20 protein-coding genes and 1 pseudogene are annotated in these 16,598 nt (G+C 64.5%); 9 read left to right on the forward strand and 12 right to left on the reverse strand.

Translation table 11 applies throughout. The annotated features are described in order from the left end of the window. The first annotated feature begins 74 nt into the window (after positions 1–74). Positions 75–1,094 carry a DHH family phosphoesterase gene (locus tag AC1XDK_RS08060; protein ID WP_483349312.1) on the forward strand — a complete coding sequence of 340 codons (1,020 nt, stop codon included), beginning with the start codon at positions 75–77 and terminating at the stop codon, positions 1,092–1,094. Between the two features lie 53 nt (positions 1,095–1,147). On the opposite strand, the gene AC1XDK_RS08065 is transcribed toward AC1XDK_RS08060, so the two are convergent. Next, a complete protein-coding gene (locus tag AC1XDK_RS08065) occupies positions 1,148–2,074 on the reverse strand; it encodes a DMT family transporter (RefSeq protein WP_483349313.1) in 927 nt (308 codons plus the stop codon). Between the two features lie 188 nt (positions 2,075–2,262). Next, positions 2,263–2,511, reverse strand: coding sequence for a hypothetical protein (locus tag AC1XDK_RS08070; protein ID WP_483349315.1), 249 nt, complete (start codon positions 2,509–2,511; stop codon positions 2,263–2,265). Positions 2,512–2,748: 237 nt separating this feature from the next. Here AC1XDK_RS08070 and AC1XDK_RS08075 point away from each other — a divergent pair, with 237 nt between their 5' ends. Next, positions 2,749–4,440 carry a right-handed parallel beta-helix repeat-containing protein gene (locus AC1XDK_RS08075; RefSeq protein ID WP_483349316.1) on the forward strand — a complete coding sequence of 564 codons (1,692 nt, stop codon included), beginning with the start codon at positions 2,749–2,751 and terminating at the stop codon, positions 4,438–4,440. Between the two features lie 9 nt (positions 4,441–4,449). Here AC1XDK_RS08075 and AC1XDK_RS08080 read toward each other — a convergent pair whose 3' ends face one another. Then, entirely contained in the window at positions 4,450–4,833 is a 384-nt protein-coding gene (locus AC1XDK_RS08080) for a hypothetical protein (RefSeq protein ID WP_483349317.1), read from the reverse strand. 115 nt (positions 4,834–4,948) lie between these two features. On the opposite strand from AC1XDK_RS08080, the gene AC1XDK_RS08085 reads away from it, so the two are divergent. Continuing rightward, complete coding sequence (locus tag AC1XDK_RS08085; RefSeq protein WP_483349318.1) at positions 4,949–5,254, forward strand: cupin domain-containing protein; 306 nt, start codon at positions 4,949–4,951, stop codon at positions 5,252–5,254. Between the two features lie 19 nt (positions 5,255–5,273). Here AC1XDK_RS08085 and AC1XDK_RS08090 read toward each other — a convergent pair whose 3' ends face one another. Beyond that, the gene (locus AC1XDK_RS08090; RefSeq protein WP_483349319.1) at positions 5,274–5,537 is read right to left on the reverse strand and encodes a hypothetical protein; all 264 of its coding nucleotides are present in this window, start codon (positions 5,535–5,537) and stop codon (positions 5,274–5,276) included. Between the two features lie 213 nt (positions 5,538–5,750). On the opposite strand from AC1XDK_RS08090, the gene AC1XDK_RS08095 reads away from it, so the two are divergent. From AC1XDK_RS08095 to AC1XDK_RS08105, 3 genes are all read left to right on the forward strand, one after another. Beyond that, positions 5,751–6,221, forward strand: a complete 471-nt coding sequence (locus AC1XDK_RS08095; RefSeq protein ID WP_483349320.1) for a cupin domain-containing protein — start codon at positions 5,751–5,753, stop codon at positions 6,219–6,221. A gap of 76 nt (positions 6,222–6,297) precedes the next feature. Beyond that, complete coding sequence (locus AC1XDK_RS08100) at positions 6,298–7,167, forward strand: DUF3891 family protein (protein WP_483349321.1); 870 nt, start codon at positions 6,298–6,300, stop codon at positions 7,165–7,167. An 8-nt stretch (positions 7,168–7,175) separates the two neighbouring features. Further along, on the forward strand, positions 7,176–7,832 hold the full coding sequence (locus AC1XDK_RS08105) for a precorrin-2 dehydrogenase/sirohydrochlorin ferrochelatase family protein (RefSeq protein ID WP_483349322.1): 657 nt from the start codon (positions 7,176–7,178) through the stop codon (positions 7,830–7,832). Here the strand turns inward: AC1XDK_RS08105 and AC1XDK_RS08110 are convergent, their stop codons facing one another. From AC1XDK_RS08110 to AC1XDK_RS08130, 5 genes and pseudogenes are all read right to left on the reverse strand, one after another. Then, a complete protein-coding gene (locus AC1XDK_RS08110) occupies positions 7,833–8,858 on the reverse strand; it encodes an anthranilate phosphoribosyltransferase (RefSeq protein WP_483349323.1) in 1,026 nt (341 codons plus the stop codon). It lies immediately after the preceding gene. Further along, entirely contained in the window at positions 8,858–9,691 is an 834-nt protein-coding gene (cobA, locus tag AC1XDK_RS08115; protein ID WP_483349324.1) for a uroporphyrinogen-III C-methyltransferase, read from the reverse strand. Before cobA ends, AC1XDK_RS08110 begins: the two co-directional genes overlap by 1 nt. Beyond that, a complete protein-coding gene (locus AC1XDK_RS08120) occupies positions 9,688–10,392 on the reverse strand; it encodes a DR2241 family protein (RefSeq protein WP_483349857.1) in 705 nt (234 codons plus the stop codon). The genes cobA and AC1XDK_RS08120 overlap by 4 nt, the downstream gene beginning before the upstream one ends. Positions 10,393–10,497: 105 nt before the next feature. After that, positions 10,498–11,256, reverse strand: a pseudogene (locus tag AC1XDK_RS08125) (CbiX/SirB N-terminal domain-containing protein); the annotation flags it as partial. Next, positions 11,253–11,402: a hypothetical protein gene (locus AC1XDK_RS08130; protein WP_483349325.1), complete on the reverse strand. Its 150-nt coding sequence runs from the start codon at positions 11,400–11,402 to the stop codon at positions 11,253–11,255. The gene AC1XDK_RS08130 and the pseudogene AC1XDK_RS08125, both read right to left, overlap by 4 nt. A 329-nt stretch (positions 11,403–11,731) precedes the next feature. On the opposite strand from AC1XDK_RS08130, the gene AC1XDK_RS08135 reads away from it, so the two are divergent. From AC1XDK_RS08135 to AC1XDK_RS08145, 3 genes are all read left to right on the forward strand, one after another. Then, positions 11,732–12,058 carry a DUF8134 family protein gene (locus AC1XDK_RS08135; RefSeq protein ID WP_483349326.1) on the forward strand — a complete coding sequence of 109 codons (327 nt, stop codon included), beginning with the start codon at positions 11,732–11,734 and terminating at the stop codon, positions 12,056–12,058. A gap of 110 nt (positions 12,059–12,168) precedes the next feature. Next, complete coding sequence (locus AC1XDK_RS08140; protein ID WP_483349327.1) at positions 12,169–13,944, forward strand: nitrite/sulfite reductase; 1,776 nt, start codon at positions 12,169–12,171, stop codon at positions 13,942–13,944. A gap of 80 nt (positions 13,945–14,024) precedes the next feature. Further along, complete coding sequence (locus AC1XDK_RS08145; protein ID WP_231184198.1) at positions 14,025–14,303, forward strand: DUF6360 family protein; 279 nt, start codon at positions 14,025–14,027, stop codon at positions 14,301–14,303. A gap of 7 nt (positions 14,304–14,310) precedes the next feature. Here the strand turns inward: AC1XDK_RS08145 and AC1XDK_RS08150 are convergent, their stop codons facing one another. The 3 genes from AC1XDK_RS08150 to AC1XDK_RS08160 form a co-directional block, all read right to left on the reverse strand. After that, complete coding sequence (locus AC1XDK_RS08150) at positions 14,311–14,568, reverse strand: hypothetical protein (RefSeq protein WP_483349328.1); 258 nt, start codon at positions 14,566–14,568, stop codon at positions 14,311–14,313. A gap of 165 nt (positions 14,569–14,733) precedes the next feature. Then, a complete protein-coding gene (locus tag AC1XDK_RS08155; RefSeq protein WP_483349330.1) occupies positions 14,734–15,894 on the reverse strand; it encodes a glutathione-independent formaldehyde dehydrogenase in 1,161 nt (386 codons plus the stop codon). 228 nt (positions 15,895–16,122) lie between these two features. Then, a complete protein-coding gene (locus AC1XDK_RS08160; RefSeq protein WP_483349331.1) occupies positions 16,123–16,539 on the reverse strand; it encodes a DUF7344 domain-containing protein in 417 nt (138 codons plus the stop codon). Between the last annotated feature and the right edge of the window lie 59 nt (positions 16,540–16,598).

Below are 16,598 nucleotides of genomic sequence, written 5' to 3' on the forward strand. Positions count from 1 at the left end.
TTTTCCGTACGAAGGTGAAACCAACCGGCAACTTCCTGTTTGACACACACGTAGGTGAGTACATGGGGGAGAGAATGGGAGAAGTAGCCGTCGAAGAAGTCGAGGAACTCGAAGGAGTTTTGGGGGACACTGATTCGCTCGCAATCGTCTGTCACTACCAACCGGACCCGGACTGCCTCGCGAGCGCGTTCGCGCTCGAATGGATAGCCACCCGAAACGGCGTGGACGACACTGCCATCTTCTATCAGGGCCACATCACCCATCAGGAGATTCGCTCGTTCATCGGCATCTTCGACATCGAACTGCACGAAATCGGCGAGACCTCCCTCGAGGAGTACGACCTCGTGGCTTTCGTGGACCACTCGATTTCCGGCACCGAAGTCGAAATCCCGACCGCCGTGACGGCGGACGTCGTCATCGACAACGTGGAACCGCCCGGCGAATCGGACGCCGCGTTCGTGGACACGCGGGACGAGTACGGTTCCACGGCCGCGATTCTGGCCGAGTACGTGACCAACGAGAGCGAGGAGCCACCGGAACTGGTCGCCTCCGCGTTGCTCTTCGCCATCCATCGGGAGCGATTGGACGACATCCGCTATCCGACCCGACTCGACTACCAAGCCGCGCTCGACCTCTTTCCGTACGCGGACATCGACCTCATCGAGGAGGTGTACGGGTCGTCGCTCACGCCGGAGACGTTGGACGCCGTCGGACGGGCCATCCACCACCGAACGATGCGCGGGTCCGTCCTCGTTTCCAGCATCGGACAGACGCCCGACAGCGGCGCGCTTCCGCAGGCCGCCGACTACCTCCTTCGACTGGAAGGCATCAGGACGGTGCTCGTCATCGGGGTGGTCAACGGCGACCTTTGGCTCAGCGCCCGCTCGTTCGACCCCCGTATCGACATCGGGATGGTACTCAACGATGCGTTCTCCGAGTTCGGCACCGCGGGCGGCCATCAGGACCGAGCGGGCGGACAGCTCTCGCTCGGCATCTTCGCGGACACCGACATGGATTCGGCCGTGATAAACGAGCGACTGTTCGACATCGTGTCGGAACGATTCTTCAAAGCGCTTGCGCTCGAAGAGGACTGATTGAAACGCTATCGACACGCGCTCGAACGCGTGCGGTCACTCCGTTCGAGGTGTCACGCGTCGGTTTTCGTCCCGCGCTCCCGAAGTCCCGAGAGGAGCGTCCGCCGCTCCGTCAGTGCGAATCCGACGGCGATGACGAGGAATCCGGCGACGGTGTGCAGGGTTATCGTCTCGCCGACGAGGACCCATCCAGCAATCGCGGTGACGACGGGGACCACGTAGGAGACGAGCGCCGTTCGAACCGCGCCGATGCGCGAGATGAGTTCGAAGTACGCCGAGTACGCCCCGGCGGTCGCGACGATGCCGAGGTAGACGACCGAGAGCAGGAGCGTCGAACTCCACGCGGTCGAAACCCGCTCGCCGAGGCCGTAGCTCACGACGTGGAGGAAGAAGCCGCCGAGCAGGAGGCCCCAACTGGTCGTCACGAGCGTCGGCAACGTCGTCTCGAACCGCCGGGTGAGGACGGTCCCTAACCCGAGACAAGCGGCACCGCAGAGAAGTATCCACGGGCCGATTCCCCGTGCGGAAAGGAGGGTGTCGGGGTCGGGATTGGCGACGATGGCGACGCCGAGGATGCCGAGGCAGACCCCGAAGACGGAGAGAAGAGACAGTCGCTCGCTCGGCAACAACAGCCACGCGAACAGCGTCGCCAAGATGGGATTGAGCGCGAACACCACGGCCGCAACCGCGCTCGGCGTGGACTCCTGTCCGAGGAACAGGAAGGCGTTCGTCCCGGCGGCGACGAACAATCCCGCGGCACAGACGGACACCCAGTCACCGGTCGTTTTCGGACGCCAGTCGTCGTACCACGCCACGACGGACGGGACGAGGACGACGGCCGCGATGTCGAGGCGACTCGCGGCGAAGAAGACCGGCGGGAGGTTGTGCAGGCCGACGGAGATAGCGACGTAGGAACCGCCCCACGCCAACGCGACGTACGCGAACAGTGCGGCGACGAAACCGGAGCGGGAACTGGACACGTCCGTCCCGACAGGACGGACGAATAAAGCGGTGATGACGCGGGCGAGGGTGGCCGGTAGGTCCCGACAAGGGAGCGGCCGAGCGGGAGGAAAGCGGCGAAGGGAGTCAAAACTGGCCGGACGGATGTGCGTTCGCAAAAAACGACGACGGTGTGGACGACACACCATCGCATGATGTATCGCAGCGATCAGTGGTTTGCGGGACAGTTCGGGTCGTCACTACGCCGTTCCAGTTCCCGTTCCGGTACGGGCTGGACGTTCGTCGTTTCGTCCCGGTTTCGGTTCTTCCGGGTCGCGATTCGTTCCGCGCGTTGCTTCCGAAGCCCGTGCAGAACGACCTCCATCCCTTCTGCTTTCGTGGTGACGACGACTGCGTATCGTTCGTCGCTCGGTCGCATACTTGCCGCGCCGCGCGGAGGATGGCGTTGTGTGGACATAGTTACCTTCCGATGTACCCGTGTTTGTTCTATCGCACGATACGGAAGGGACTACGTCCGTTCTCTTCAAAAGAATTGAGGCCCTACTGTCCTCCGTCTGGGATGTTTTCAAGAAAATTGGCAATGTGTCGTCCCGTTTTCCTGTCGCGAGTCGTGGACCGTCGCGGTTCGTCGTGGAAATCGTGACGGATTCGGCCACAAATCAGTGGGTGCTCGGCGTCGTCCGTATCGTGGAGAATGCCTGACATTCCACGGCGGCGGGTGCTGGGGGGTACTGCTGGGCTGGCGTTCGCGCTCACGGGGTGGGGTGCGGGCGACGGCCGTGCGAACGATACGCGACGAGCGCGAACGGTTGCCGACTCCATCGTCACCACGACGAGCGAACTCGAATCGACGTTCGAGAACCTCTCGTCCGGCGAGACGGTCCTCATCACGGGGAAAAACGCGCCGTACCGGACGACGGGGTGGCTCGACATCGACGTGGACGACGTGACCGTCGTCGGACCCGGCGTTCGGACGCTCATCAAACCGGCGGCGAACGCCAACGCCGGCGGGTTTCGCGTCGGCCATCATCGTCACTGCTCGAACGTCACGATTCGAGGTATCGGCTTCGACGGCAACCCCGACGAACAGAGCGTCTTCACGGAGCTCTGTCACGGCATCGTCGTGAAGGACGCGGAGGACGTCACGCTCGCGGGAAACTACGTGACCCGAACCCACCCGTACCACGAACACAGCACGGGTGGGAGCGGCATCAGCGCGGAACCCGCGAGCCGGAACGTTCGAATCGTCGGCAACCGAATCGAGGACATCGGCGACAGGGGGATACAGGTCGGGGGGACGCGGGTCGTCGTCGCTCGAAACGTCGTCACGGACGGTCTCGACCGCTCTATCTCCTGTGACGTGTGGCGGAACGGTCGTCACCGCCAAGGGAGGAACATCGTCGTCATCGGGAACGTACTGGGGAACAACCCGGAGGGGAGTCTGGTCGGCATCGGCGGCGACGACCTGACGGACGGCGGGGGCTACGTCGTCATCGCCGACAACCTCGGGTTCGGCCACCACAAGTCGTTCTGCCACCTCGGCTTCGAGGGGACGGTCCGGAACGTCCGAATCGACGGGAACGTCAGCGTACAGGAACGGCGGGACGACTATTCGGGAATCTCGCTCGACATCGAGCGCGCCGAACACGTCACCGCGGTGGACAACGACCTGTACGGCTACGGCGGCCGGGGAATCAACGTCAGCGAGGGAATCTCGGATTTCGTCGTCTCGCGAAATCGGATTCGAAACGTGGCGAGCGACGGCATCAGAATCGCCGGGGCGGAAGACGGCGTCGTCGCCCGAAACACGGTCTCCGGCACCGGACGGACGGGCATCATCCTCGAAGAGGCGCGGTACGTCACCGTCGAGGGGAACCGCCTCCGAAACCTCGAACGCGTCGGCCTCCTCGCGGCGGGCGGCGAGACGGTCCACGAAATCATCGACAATCACGTCCGCGGGTTCGCGTCCGGGAAGGGACACGAGGCCGGGATGTTGATTCAAAGCGAGCGGAACCTCGTCCGCCGCAACCGAATCTACCGCAGCGGCGGCCCGGCAATCGTGGAGGGCAACGGCGCGAACAACTGCTACGACGGGAACTGGTCGGACGCGAAACGCCCGTGGCACATCCGAAGTGCGACGTCGAGCGTCCGCGACCACTCCCCCGCCTTCGACGTCCACCGCGGGGTTACCGTCGATGGGTCCGGACACGCGACGGTGAAGTTCGAGAAACCGTACGCCACACGGCCGAAACTCTCGTTCGGGCGGGTCGGCGGCGGGGTTCGCGGCGTCTCCTACCGCACCGCGAACGACGGCGATTTCGACGCGGTGCGACTCACAGTGGCGTCGCCGGATTCGACGGTGGACGTGTTCGTCGAACCGGTCTGAGTTTCGACCTCACTCGTCCGTCGCGGGCGCTCCGGCCGTGAGTCGGAGGAAGACGACGCTCCCCTCGGTTTCCTCCTCGGGTTCGTCCCACCTGTCGCGGTCGGTGGGGTGCTGGTAGAACAGTTCCGGCGGGACGTGCACGCCCTTGCCCTGCGGCTTCTCCGGCATCAACACGTAGTGGCCGTCCCGCGAACCTCGCAGGTGGACCCGATAGTAGATTTCGCCGTCTCGCTCGGTTCGCTCCTCCGCGACCCGTTCGACCGTGAACTCCCGCGGGGTTCGGAGCGTTCCAGTGTCGGTGCCGACCGTCACCGAATCCCCGCGTCGTAGCCGATAGAGCACCGACAGCAACCCGCCGCCCCCTGCGTTCCGTGCGTCTTCCCGTGCTGGCATGCCGTACTAGAGGGTCCACGCGAGCATAAACTGACGAGTGGCGGAACTTCCCGGAGAACCCCGAACGCTCTCGAGAGCCCAGAACGCTTCTGGCGATGGAGGATGAACCAAGACCATGAAACGGACGACCACGGAAACCGACGACTGGTTCGACGTGCTGCTCGAAACGGAACGAGCGCAGGCCGCCTCGATGGTGCTGTCGCCCGGGCAATCCACCGGCGGGCCGGAGAACCGACACGAGGAGAGCGAGCAGTGGCTGTTCGTCTTTTCGGGAACCGGCGAGGCAATCGTGGAAGGGGAATCGGTCGAACTCTCGGCGGGCGACCTCGTGTGCATCGAGGAGCGGGAAACGCACGAAATCACGAACACGGGCGACACGCCGCTCGAAACGCTCAACCTCTACGTGCCGCCGGAGTACTGATCGGACGGAACGGACGGGACTACAGGCGCTCGATTTTGACGAACCGACGTGCGGCGCGAGAATCGTCCGACTCCGATTCGAACAGGCTGTTGAACGACGTATCCGGGTCGGCGCGAAGGCGGGCGAAACAGTCCCGACAGACCGACGTGGAGTCGGCGGACGATTGCCCGGGTGTCACACCGGCGTCGATTTCGGTGCGGACGACGCGAAGCACGGCCTCGTCTCGACAGCGCGAACAGTCCTCGAACGATTCTGAGCGGTTCGATGGCGTCTCTGGAGTCATCGCTCGTCCACAGCACGAGCCGTCGCCGCAAGAGTATGCGGTCCGTACCGGCCCAGGACGGGACGATAGCGACCACCTACTCGCCACCTACTGTCGGGGAACTGCCCGACGAAAAGGTGATAGTCGGAATACGCCTAGCGTCGAGTGGGTACGAACATCGCGGCTTTTTCGTTCCGCGTTACCCACCGCGAGCGACGACGAGAGGGGGAAACCATGGCAGTACAATCACGAGACGAGGACCTACGACCGGTCCGACTCTACCAGTTCGAGGGAACGGACGTATGGCAAGAAGGGGACGAACACGCGCGGCTACGGGGGTATTTCCCGTTGTCTCCGGGGACGCCGGGGGCCAGCGAGGTTTCGGGGGACGACCTGATGATGGTCTGCATCGAACTCGAACCCGGAAACTACCTCCCGACGCACCGCGACAGCAACGAGGAGTTGCTCCACGTGACCGCCGGAACCGTCGAAGCGACGGTCGGAACGGAAACGACGGTGCTGTCGGCGGGGGAAGTCACACTCATTCCCGGCGAAGTCCCGCACGGCTTTCGAAACGTGGGCAACGAGACGGCACACGTCCTCGGAATCTTCCCGAACGACGAACTGACCGCCACGTTCGAGAAACCGCTGGAACCGTTCGGCACGGCGGTCCTCACCATCGGTCCAGACGCCGACACCGAGTGAATCGAGAAACGGGAGTCGACTCGCGGACAGCGGGTCGGCACGCGCTTTTATCCCGGTTCCGGACCAATTCCGGGCCATGATACTCGCCGACGCGGAGGACCACTATCGGTTCATCACGCAACCCGACCACGCGAAGGTGGCCGGGAAGTTCGCCGAACACTGGGGGAACGAGACGTTCGACCGACCCGACCCGTACGCCGCGATGGTCCTCGTGGCGGACACCCACGACGACGGGTGGTGGGAGTACGACCGACGGCCCCACCTCGAAGATGGCAACATCGTTGACTTCCTCAGCGTTCCGGCGGAGGCGTGGGTGACGTTCTACGACGATGGAATCGACAGTGTCGTCGAGTTGAACGAGTACGCCGGACTCGTGGCGTCCATGCACGGGTCCGGCCTCCGCCGCCGTCGCTACGGCCTGTCGTCGTCGTGGCCGGACACGCCACCCGCCTTCGAGGGGTTCGTGGACCGCGAGGAGCAGCGACAGCGACGACTCGCCGACGGACTGTACGAGTCGGGCGACGGTGACGAAATCGACGGCCGTGACGACGGCGAGCGACTCTCGGACGCCGACATGGACCTCCTCACTACGCTCCACGAGGAGGGCGAACCGCCCGAGGGGACCGAGAGCGAACTGTGGCGGAACTACGAACTCCTGCAGGTCTGGGACTTCCTGTCGCTCGTCCTCTGCACCAGCGAGTGGCCCGAGGAGACGACCATCGACTCGGTGCCGAAATCGGCCGAGGAAGCGGACGTGTCGATGACGGTGACGCCCGTCGGCGACGACGAGTTCCGACTCGACCCGTACCCGTTCGACGAGTCGCCGCTCACCGTGTCCGTGCCCGCGAGAATCGTCTCGAACGGGGAGTACGACAGCGACGCCGCCCTCCTCCGGGAGTACTACGCCGGGGACCACGAGACGGTCACGTTCACCCTGCGTCGATGATTCCGCTGTTGCACGACTTTCGGGGCGAACGCGTCCTCGTCTTCGGCGGCGGCCGGGTGGGCTATCGAAAAGCGCGCCGGTTCGCGCGGGAGACGGACGTCCTTGTATTAGCGACGGGATTCGCGGACGAACTCGAATCGCTCTCCGAGGAGGACAGCGACGAGCGGAACGGACGCGTCTCGCTCGTCAAAGCCGCCATCTCCCCGGCGGATGTCGAAACGTGGCTCGACGGGGCCGCGCCCGCGCTCGTCGTCGCGGCGACGGACGACCCGAATTTGAACGAAGCAATCGAGCGGGAAGCGAGACAGCGCGGAACGCTGGTCAACCGAGCGGACGAAAGCGGCGGACGCGACGCGGGAAGTGTCGTCGTTCCGGCCACGACCCGCGACGGAGACGTGGTCGTCGCCGTCGGAACCGGCGGGCGGAGTCCCGCGGTGAGCCGCGAACTCCGGAAGCGAATCGAACCCGTGGTGGCCGGTTCGGAAACCCTCACCGCCGTCACGGCGGAACTGCGTGACGACCTGAAACGGCGAGAACTGCCCGCGAAGACGCGCCGTGCCGCCATCCGTGCGGTCGTCGAATCGGACGCCGTCTGGAGCGCGGAAAGCGAAAACGACGCGAGAGAAGAAGCGGAGCGAATCGTGACGCGAGTTCTCGATATCTGATCAGGCGTCGAACTGCCGGAGCGCGACGAGACGGTCCTCGGCGGACCCGTCGGCGAGCACGTCACGCGCTTGCTCCACGCCGTCGTCTATCGATTCGACGTCGTCGCGGGCGTACAGACGGAGCGCGGCGTTGAACGCGACGGCGTCCGCGAGGTCGCCATCGGTCTCGCCGGAGAGGACTTCCTCGGTGATTCGCGCCGAGTCGGTCGGCACGTCGTCGACGTCGAGGGCGTCGCCGTCGAACTCCATCTCGTGTCGGTCCGTCTCGATTTCCGCGCCGTCCCACTCGACGTACGTCGTGTGTCCCGGTCGAACGTCGTCGTAGCCCTCCAGTCCCTGAAACATGAGGACGCGGTCTATCTCCTGTGTTCGACTCTCGGCGAACGTGTTGATGACGCGCTCGCCGAAGGTCGTGTGGAAGAAACTGCCGAGGTGAACCGACGCCTCCGCCGGGTTGGCGAGGGTTTCGATGGTGTTGACGAACGTCCGCACGCCGAGGGCGCGCCTGTCGTCTTCGAGGGCGGCCACGGTCGGGTTGAACCGCGCTTGGTCGTAGAAGCCGAAGCCCACTTCGTCGGTCATCTCGGCGCTCGTCTCGGGGTCGAGGTCGGTGTCTACGCCGAGTTCGGAGAGGACGTGCCGGTAGGCGCACCCGTCGCTCATGGGCACGCGGTCGCCGCTGTGGACGGCGACGGGGGTTCCGGCGGCCGCCGCGACCAGTCCCGAGGCGACGCCGAGGAGGGCCGTCCTCGACTTGCCGTCGTAGTTCGCGCCGCAGTCCACCGGGTCGCAGTCCGGGGCAGCGGAGACGGTCTCCTCGCACATCGCGTCCACGAACCCGGCGAGTTCCTCGGGCGTGTTCCGTTTCCAGCGGTTTGCCACCCAGAAGCCGCCGAGCGCGACGGGAGAGACGTCGCCTGACAGGATTTCGCCGAACGCGAATTTGGCCTGCTCGTAGTCCATGTCGTCGGCCGATTTTGGCCCCGAACCGACGTGCCCGACGAGGTTTCGGAAGTCGTCCCCCATCACTCGACACCTCGCTCCGAGACGACGGTGTCCGCGAACGACGGGACGCCGACGGACGGCGTTCCGTCGAGATACTCCACTACGCGGTCACGAACGGACACGACGTCGCCGACGACGGTGACGGCGGGCGGTTCGATGCCCACCTCGTCCCGTCGGTCCACGATGGTATCGAGCGTGCCCGTCACGGTGAACTCGTCCTCGCGGGTCGCCCGTTCGACCATCGCGGCGGGGGTGTCCTCCGGGACGCCCGCCGAACACAGCGCGGCCACGTTGTCAGGCAGTCGGCGGACGCCCATCAGAATCACGAGCGTCCCGCCCGCCCGAACCGTCGCGGCGAGCGCGTCCCAGTCGAGGGCGCTTTCGGCCTTCGTCGGGTCCTCGTGCCCCGTGACGACGGTGACACAGGAGGCGTGTTCGCGGTGCGTAACCGGAATCCCGGCGACGCCCGGCGCGGCCACCGCGCTCGTGATGCCCGGCACGATGTCGAAGTCGATTCCGGCGGCCGCGAGGTGTTCGGCCTCCTCGCCGCCGCGCCCGAAGACCGTCGGGTCGCCGCCCTTCAGTCGAACCACGTCCTTGCCCTCGCGGGCCAGTCGGACGAGCAGGCGGTTTATCTCCTCCTGCGTCGTCCGCTCGCCGTCCGGGCCGGGGCGTTTGCCGACGTACATTCGCTCCGTCGAATCGGGACAGGAGTCGACGATTCGGTCGTCCGCTAAATTGTCGTGGCAGACGACGTCCGCGTCGTCCAGCAGTTTCCGCGCCTTTACCGTCAGCAGTTCCGGGTCGCCCGGTCCTGCACCGACTAAATAGACTGTTCCAGTGTACATACTCACGTTTCGCCTCCGCATCGTTTCGCGCTCTGATACCGCGCCCGGTAGCCCTCGGGGTCGTTCGCGCCGCTCGTTTCGTCCGATTCGTTCGGTTCGTCGGTTTCCGTTTCGTCCGATTCGCTCGCCTCGATGTCGCGGAACTCCCGCGCGGCGGCGACGAACATCGAACACGGTTCCCGGCACGGGAACGCGCCGTCCCCGCGCGGAACGTCGATTTCGTCGTCCGCCGTCGCGTCCCACTTCCGTCGGGCACAGCACTGCCCGTCGACGCAACACGCTTCGACGGCGTAGTCGAGCGCGTCGCGGTCGAGGTCCCCGATGTCCGCGTAAATGCCCGTCTGTCGGGCCGCCGTCTCCCGGAAGTGGGTCACGTCGAGTTCCCCGTTCTCCTCTCGATACCAGTTCGCAATCGAGGTGGGGTAGACGAACTCCACCGCTCGCAGGAGGTTGGGTGCGGCGAGGTTCGACAGCACCCATCCCGACGGAAGCGTCGCCGCCGTCGCCAGCGGTCGATACTCGCCGTCGTCGGTAAACCGTACGGCGTCCCGCGTTTCCGTCGGGTCCGCGTGGGAGTCGAGGTCTTCGGGGTCCGCGTCGCGGTCGTCGACGTGCCGCAGTTCGTACCGACGTCCGTCGTCGGTTTCCGTGGCCGCGACGAAGAGTTGGCCCCACGTTTGCGGCGAGTCCGCTCCTATCCGGGCCAAAAACGCGTCGCGGGCCGCCTCGGCCTCGCTTCGCTCGGCCTCGGCGTCACCGCTCGCTCCGTCCGTGTCGCCGGTCCGCGTTCCACCGCTTTCGGCCGCGAGACAGTCGCGTGCCCGCTCGATGACTACGTCCGCGAGGAGCGGTTCCGTCCCGACGGCACCCGAGTACCAGACCCGTTTGCCGTCCACCTCGGCGGGGGTGGGGTAGCCCGTTGCCGCGTCGTCGGTCAGTCCCACGTCCTCGGGGATGTCCTCTTGGGTGTGGTAGCCGTCCGCGATGAACAGCGGGACGACGACGAGTTCGTCGCTCTCGAAGTGGTCCGTCAGGTCGTCGATGTACGGCGCTTGGTCCATGAACAGCGCCCGAACCTCGTCGAATCGCCTGCCGTCGTCGATGGCGTTCGCGTGGTGGCGGGTCGCCTTCGCGCTCCGCGGGTTGCGCTCGGTGCCGTGGCCGACGATTGCCAATCCGACGCCGGAACCGACGAACGGGTCGCCGGTCACGCGCTCCGCGCGCTGAACGATGACGTCGGCCATCGACTCGTGCGTGCCGACTGGGTCGGCGTAGTGGACCCTCTTGTCCACGTCGAGGTCCCACCCGTCTGTCAGGCGGAGTTCGCGGGGCAGCACCTGTTCGGTAAAATAGCCCTCGCTCGTGAATACGGGAACGACGACGACGACGCTCGATTCGACCGTCCGGAGGACGTTTCGGAGCGAGGGGGCCTCCTTCCAGAACGCCTCGCGTACCTCGGCGAAGGCGTCGCGGGAGCGAATCTCGTCGGCGTGGTCGTACACCGGTCTCGCGGACCCAGAGTTCCGGTGTGAACCGTGCCCGACTAGTACGAGCGCCGTCTCTTCGGTCATTCTTCCAGTTCTTCGTTCTCCTCGTCCCGGTCGTCGGAGAGGTGTTCCCAGATTTCCGTGCATCCCGCACCGTCGGGGACGTTCTGCAGGTGTTCGTCGTCGCGGGGTTCACTGACTTTCTGTTCCGTGACCGGTTTTTCGCTCACCGACCGACACCTCGCGTCGTGAACTGCCCGTCCGTCGTTTCGGCGACCGACCTATCCGTCAATCGGCGCGTGGCTGAATAGCGTATGGTCATCACAACCCGCTATGTCGTGTATCCCCTAAATCACGACTCTACCCGTAATTCCGGCCACTGCTGCTGAGTAGCGGCAAGAAACGCGGGGTACCTTCAACCAGTAAATTACGAGGATTATCCGTGTTCAGGCCGCGAGGACGAGCGTACCGGGCGTTCGACCTTCCGTGACGCGTCAGGCGATTCGGCGGGGATTGCGCCGGCCGATGTATTGAGGGTTCGGTACCGAGGAGATGAAGCATGGTGACTGCGGTTCGGACGCTGGACGAGGGTGCGTGGGTCAACGTGAACAACACGCGAATCGTCGGCGTAAGCGATGTTTGGCGGCTTGTGGACCACGAGGTCTGTGACTGTGACGTCGCGTTGTTCCTCGTGGAAGTGTTCACCGACATCGGCGTCGATGGGCCGTGGGTCGAAGCCCGTGCCGCCGGACAGTGTATCGGTTGCGGGGAACGGAACACCACGGGGTGGCTCCGCATCGGACGACCCGTGCCACGGAGCGACGAATTTCGGACGGTAGACCACGAGCAACTCCACCGTCCGTCGAAGACGCGTTTTCGCGGCTGAACGGAGACCGTCTCGTCGCGGGTCGGTGCAAAAATCGCCGGTATTTCTGACCCCCGGCGGACCTTGACGCGGAGGGCGGTTGTTTACGGGTGGCGTCTGTAGGGACCCCTATGCCTACCGACGTGGAGAAATGGAAGGATGAGGTTTACGGAGAGGAGATTCGTGACCACATGCGTCGTTTCGCCGAGGAGGGCTGGGAAGCCATCCCCGAGGACGAACACGACGCGTGGTTCGAGCGGTTCAAATGGTGGGGGCTATATCACCAGCGCGACGGCCAAGAAAGCTACTTCATGATGCGAATCGGGCCGCCGAGCGGCGTCCTCGAACCGGGACAACTGCGAGTCATCGGCGAAATCGCTCGCGACTTCGCCACCGGCCCGGCCGCGAACCCCGAGTTCGGCAACGGCTACGCCGACGTGACGACGCGACAGGCGGTTCAACTGCACTGGATAAACATCGAAGACGTGCCGAAAATCTGGGACCGCTTGGACGAGGCGGGCCTCTCCACGAAACAGGCCTGTGGCGACTCGTGGCGGAACATCGTCGGCTGTCCGGTCGCCGGAAAGGACAAACGCGAGTTCGTCGACGCGCTCCCCGTCGTCAAGGACCTCAACGAGAACTTCAAGGGCAACCCCGAGTACGAAAACCTGCCGCGGAAGTGGAAGGTGTCGGTGACGGGCTGCCGCGAGGGCTGTGGACAGGGCGACATCAACGACGTGGGTATCGAACCCGCACAGAAGGAGATCGACGGCGAAACCGTCCGCGGCTTCAACATCCGCCTCGGCGGCGGACTGGCGGGCCGCGAACCGCGCTTCGCCCGCGATATCGACGTGTTCGCCGAACCCGACGAGGTCACGCCCATCCTCGGCGGCCTCTCGGGACTGTTCCGCGACTACGGCAACCGCGACAACCGTCGCCGCGCCCGCATCAAGTTCCTCGTGGACGAATGGGGGCCGGAGAAGGTCCGTAAGACGTTGCAGGAGGAGTACGTGGATTTCTACCTCAAGACTGCGGGCGAGGACCTGCGCGAGGAGTACTCGTACAACGCGGGCGTCCCGGACGACCACGGCCACGCGGACCACGTCGGCGTCCACGAGCAACCGGACGGCAACTACTACGTCGGCCTGAACGTCCTCGTCGGTCGCGTCGGCGCGGAGGAGATGATAGAGATGGCGGACATCGCCGAGAAGTACGGCTCCGGCGAAACGCGCCTCACCCAGCGTCAGAACGTCATCCTGATGGACGTGCCGGAAGAGCGCCTCGACGCCATGCTGGACGAACCCCTCTTGGAGCGCTACAGCCCAGACCCGCACCCCTTCCAGCGCGGGTCCATCGCCTGCACCGGGACGGAGTTCTGTTCGCTCTCCATCGTGGAGACGAAGAACCGCCAAGTGCGCCTCTCGCGCTGGCTCAAGGAGAACGTCGAGCTTCCGGACGACGTGGAGAACTTCCACATCCACCTCTCAGGCTGCACGGCCTCCTGTGCGCAGCCGCAAATCGCCGATATCAGCCTCCGCGGCATGAAGACGCGGAAGAACGACGAAACCGTGGAAGCCCTCGACATCGGCGTCGGCGGCGGCCTCGGCAAGGACCCGAGCTTCGCGACGTGGATTCAGGAGCGCATCGCGGTGGACGAGGTGCCGGGCGCGATTCGAAACCTCGTGGACGGCTACGCGGCCCGCCGCGAGGACGGACAGACGTTCCGCGAGTTCGTGAACACGCTCCACGCGGACGAACTCGAAACGCTGGCCAGTCCCGAGGAGACCAGCTACGAGGACCCGTACATGCACAACACGAAGCAGACGTGGTACCCGTACGCCGAGAACGACGCCCGAGAGGACAGTCCGGCCCCGAACAGCCCGTCGGACGTGGTTTCCGATGACTGAACGCAGCGAAGGAGCGTCCGAAGTCGGCGAGTCACAGCGCCGAAGGCGTCCGTCTCGCGCGGTGTCCGGGGACGACTGAGATGGCCGACCGCGTGCTCTCGGTGACGGCCTACACGACGTTCGACCTGCTGGACGCCGTCGCGGAGGGTCACGGCTGGACGGACGAAGCCATGGCCGTGTTGAACGTCAAAACGCCCCGTAAGAACCCGGACGAGGTGTTGCTCCAACTCGAACTGGACAACACGTCGCTCGACAACCTCCCCGCTCACGCGGAAACGGTGTCGCTGTCGCCCGACGAGGCGCGGAAACTCGCGGGCGAACTCGAACGGTACGCCCAAAAGGTCGAGGACGAAGGATAGTCGACCGTCACAGGTGGCACTGGAACCCACAGGAGGTGCATCGAAGCGAGTCGTGGTCGCGGACGATGACGCCGACACCGCACTCCGCGCAGGTCCCCTCGTAGGATACCGACCTCGACGGCAGGCGCATCATCGTGTCCCGTACCCGCTCCAGTTCGGCGATTTTTCGGCGTTGGTCGTGTATCTGGCGCTCTAGCCGAGCGAGCTGCATCAGCTGTCGCTCCTGTTCGCCCCGACGTGCGCCCCGTGGTCCCCGAATTTCCATGTGCCATCCACCACGTGAATGGAGGGGCCGGATGCTCATTAACTATTCCACATACGAGTAAAGTCTTTTATTACTGTTTCGCATACCACGCGCTCGTCACGTCGAACCGATGTCGCTAGCCGGTACGCGTCGAAAGAAGAGTCGTCTCGGGTTCGTCTCCCGCTCTCAGGGTTCGAGCAGCACTTTCGTCACACCTTCCTCGCGGTTGTCGAAGCGTTCGTACATCTCGGGTGCCTCTTCGAGTTCCACGCGGTGTGAGACGACGAAACTCGGGTCGGCACGACCCTGGATTATCAGGTCGCGGAGTTGGCGGTTGTACTCCTTGACGTTGCACTGTCCGGTGCCCACCTTCAGTCCCTTCTCGAAGAACTTCCCGAAGTCGATGCCGAGGCGACCCTGTGCCGCCATCTCGTCCGGCGCACCGGGGTCGGAAGGCACGTACAGGCCGGGGACGCCGAGTTGTCCGGTCGCTCGAACGACCTGAATGAGTTGGTTGAGGACCACGGCCGGGTTCTCCCGCGCCGGGTCGTAGGCGTCGTCGCCGACGTCGGTGTCGGGGTCCACCGCTTGGTACCCGACTGCGTCGACGCCCTTGTCCACGCCGCCGCCGTGGATGTTCTTTATCTGTTCGACGGGGTCCGACTCCTCGAAGTTGATGGGCGTCGCGTCACAGTGTTGTTCGGCGAGTTCGAGTCGGCTATCCACCCTATCGACCACGTAAATCTCGGCCGCGCCCTTGATTTTGGCGCTGTAGGCCGCCATCAGTCCGACCGGTCCGGCACCGAAGATGGCGACGGATTCGCCGGGTTGGAGGTTCGCGAGTTCCGTCCCGTGCCATCCCGTCGGGAAGATGTCCGCGAGGAGGATGAACGAGTCCTCGTGTTCCGTTCCTTCGGGGAGTTTGAGGGCGTTGAAGTCCGCGAAGGGCACGCGGAGCTTTTCGGCTTGCCCACCCTTGTACGGCCCCATGGCGACGTACCCGTACGCACCACCGGCGAAGCCGGGATTCACGTTCAGACAGAATCCGGTATAGCCGTTTTCACAGTTCTTACAGACCCCACAGGCGACGTTGAACGGAAGGACGACGCGGTCGCCCTCTTCGAGCGTCGTCACGCCGTCGCCCACTTCTTCGATGACACCCATGTTCTCGTGACCGAAAACGATACCCGGGTCCGCGTCGGTTCGGCCTTCGTACATGTGAAGGTCCGACCCGCAGATGGCCGTCGTCGTAATGTCGATGACGACATCGTTCGGATGTTCGATTTCCGGTTCGTCTACCTCTTCTACGTCTACGTCGTGCGGTCCTTGGTATACGACCGCGTCCATTGACATTTCAATCCACCCCAAAGAGGGCACGCCATTCACACGTATGTGGTTATTCGAATTCATATGGTACCTTCGGGCTGAACTGAGCCTCGACAGCGCTCCTTTCCACCAAAAACGTGTCGGACGGTTGGCCGCGTCGAACGACACCGACAGTGTAGCGACTGGGATGTCTCTGGGCGTCGTCAAGCACGGAAAAAGCCGCCATCGGTACCGCAATGCCTAATCGGCTTACGTTCGGCTTTTCGGACGGTCGGTCACATCGTCGGACGAGCAGGTTCCCATATCCGAAACGGAGTTACAGAGTTCGAGTCGGCGTTCGACCTCCTCGTGACCCCAGTATCGAACGGTTTCGCTCCGCGCTTCGTAGGTCAGAATCCCACAGTCTTCCAACATCGGGAGGTGAACGTGGTGGAGGCGAATCATCGCCGTCTCGCGGGTGCAGTCACCCTGCTGAACGAAGTGGTCGATGAGGTCGTCCATCGTCGCCAGCGGGGTGTCGACGAGGTAGCTACACAGGTCACGTCGCTCGGGTTCGGATAAGATGCGCTCTACGGTCCCAGGTGGGAACGAGCTATCACGCTCCTCCTCGGGATGTCGTCGACTCGTATCGAGATGCGTGTCGTTTGGGTCTTCCGAGTCGCTCATCAACATGTACAAGCCATCGTGATGGTACCAGTCCTTTGCCTCAGTACTGAGGTATCGGA

The sequence above is a fragment of the Haladaptatus sp. HS23 genome (assembly GCF_056892285.1).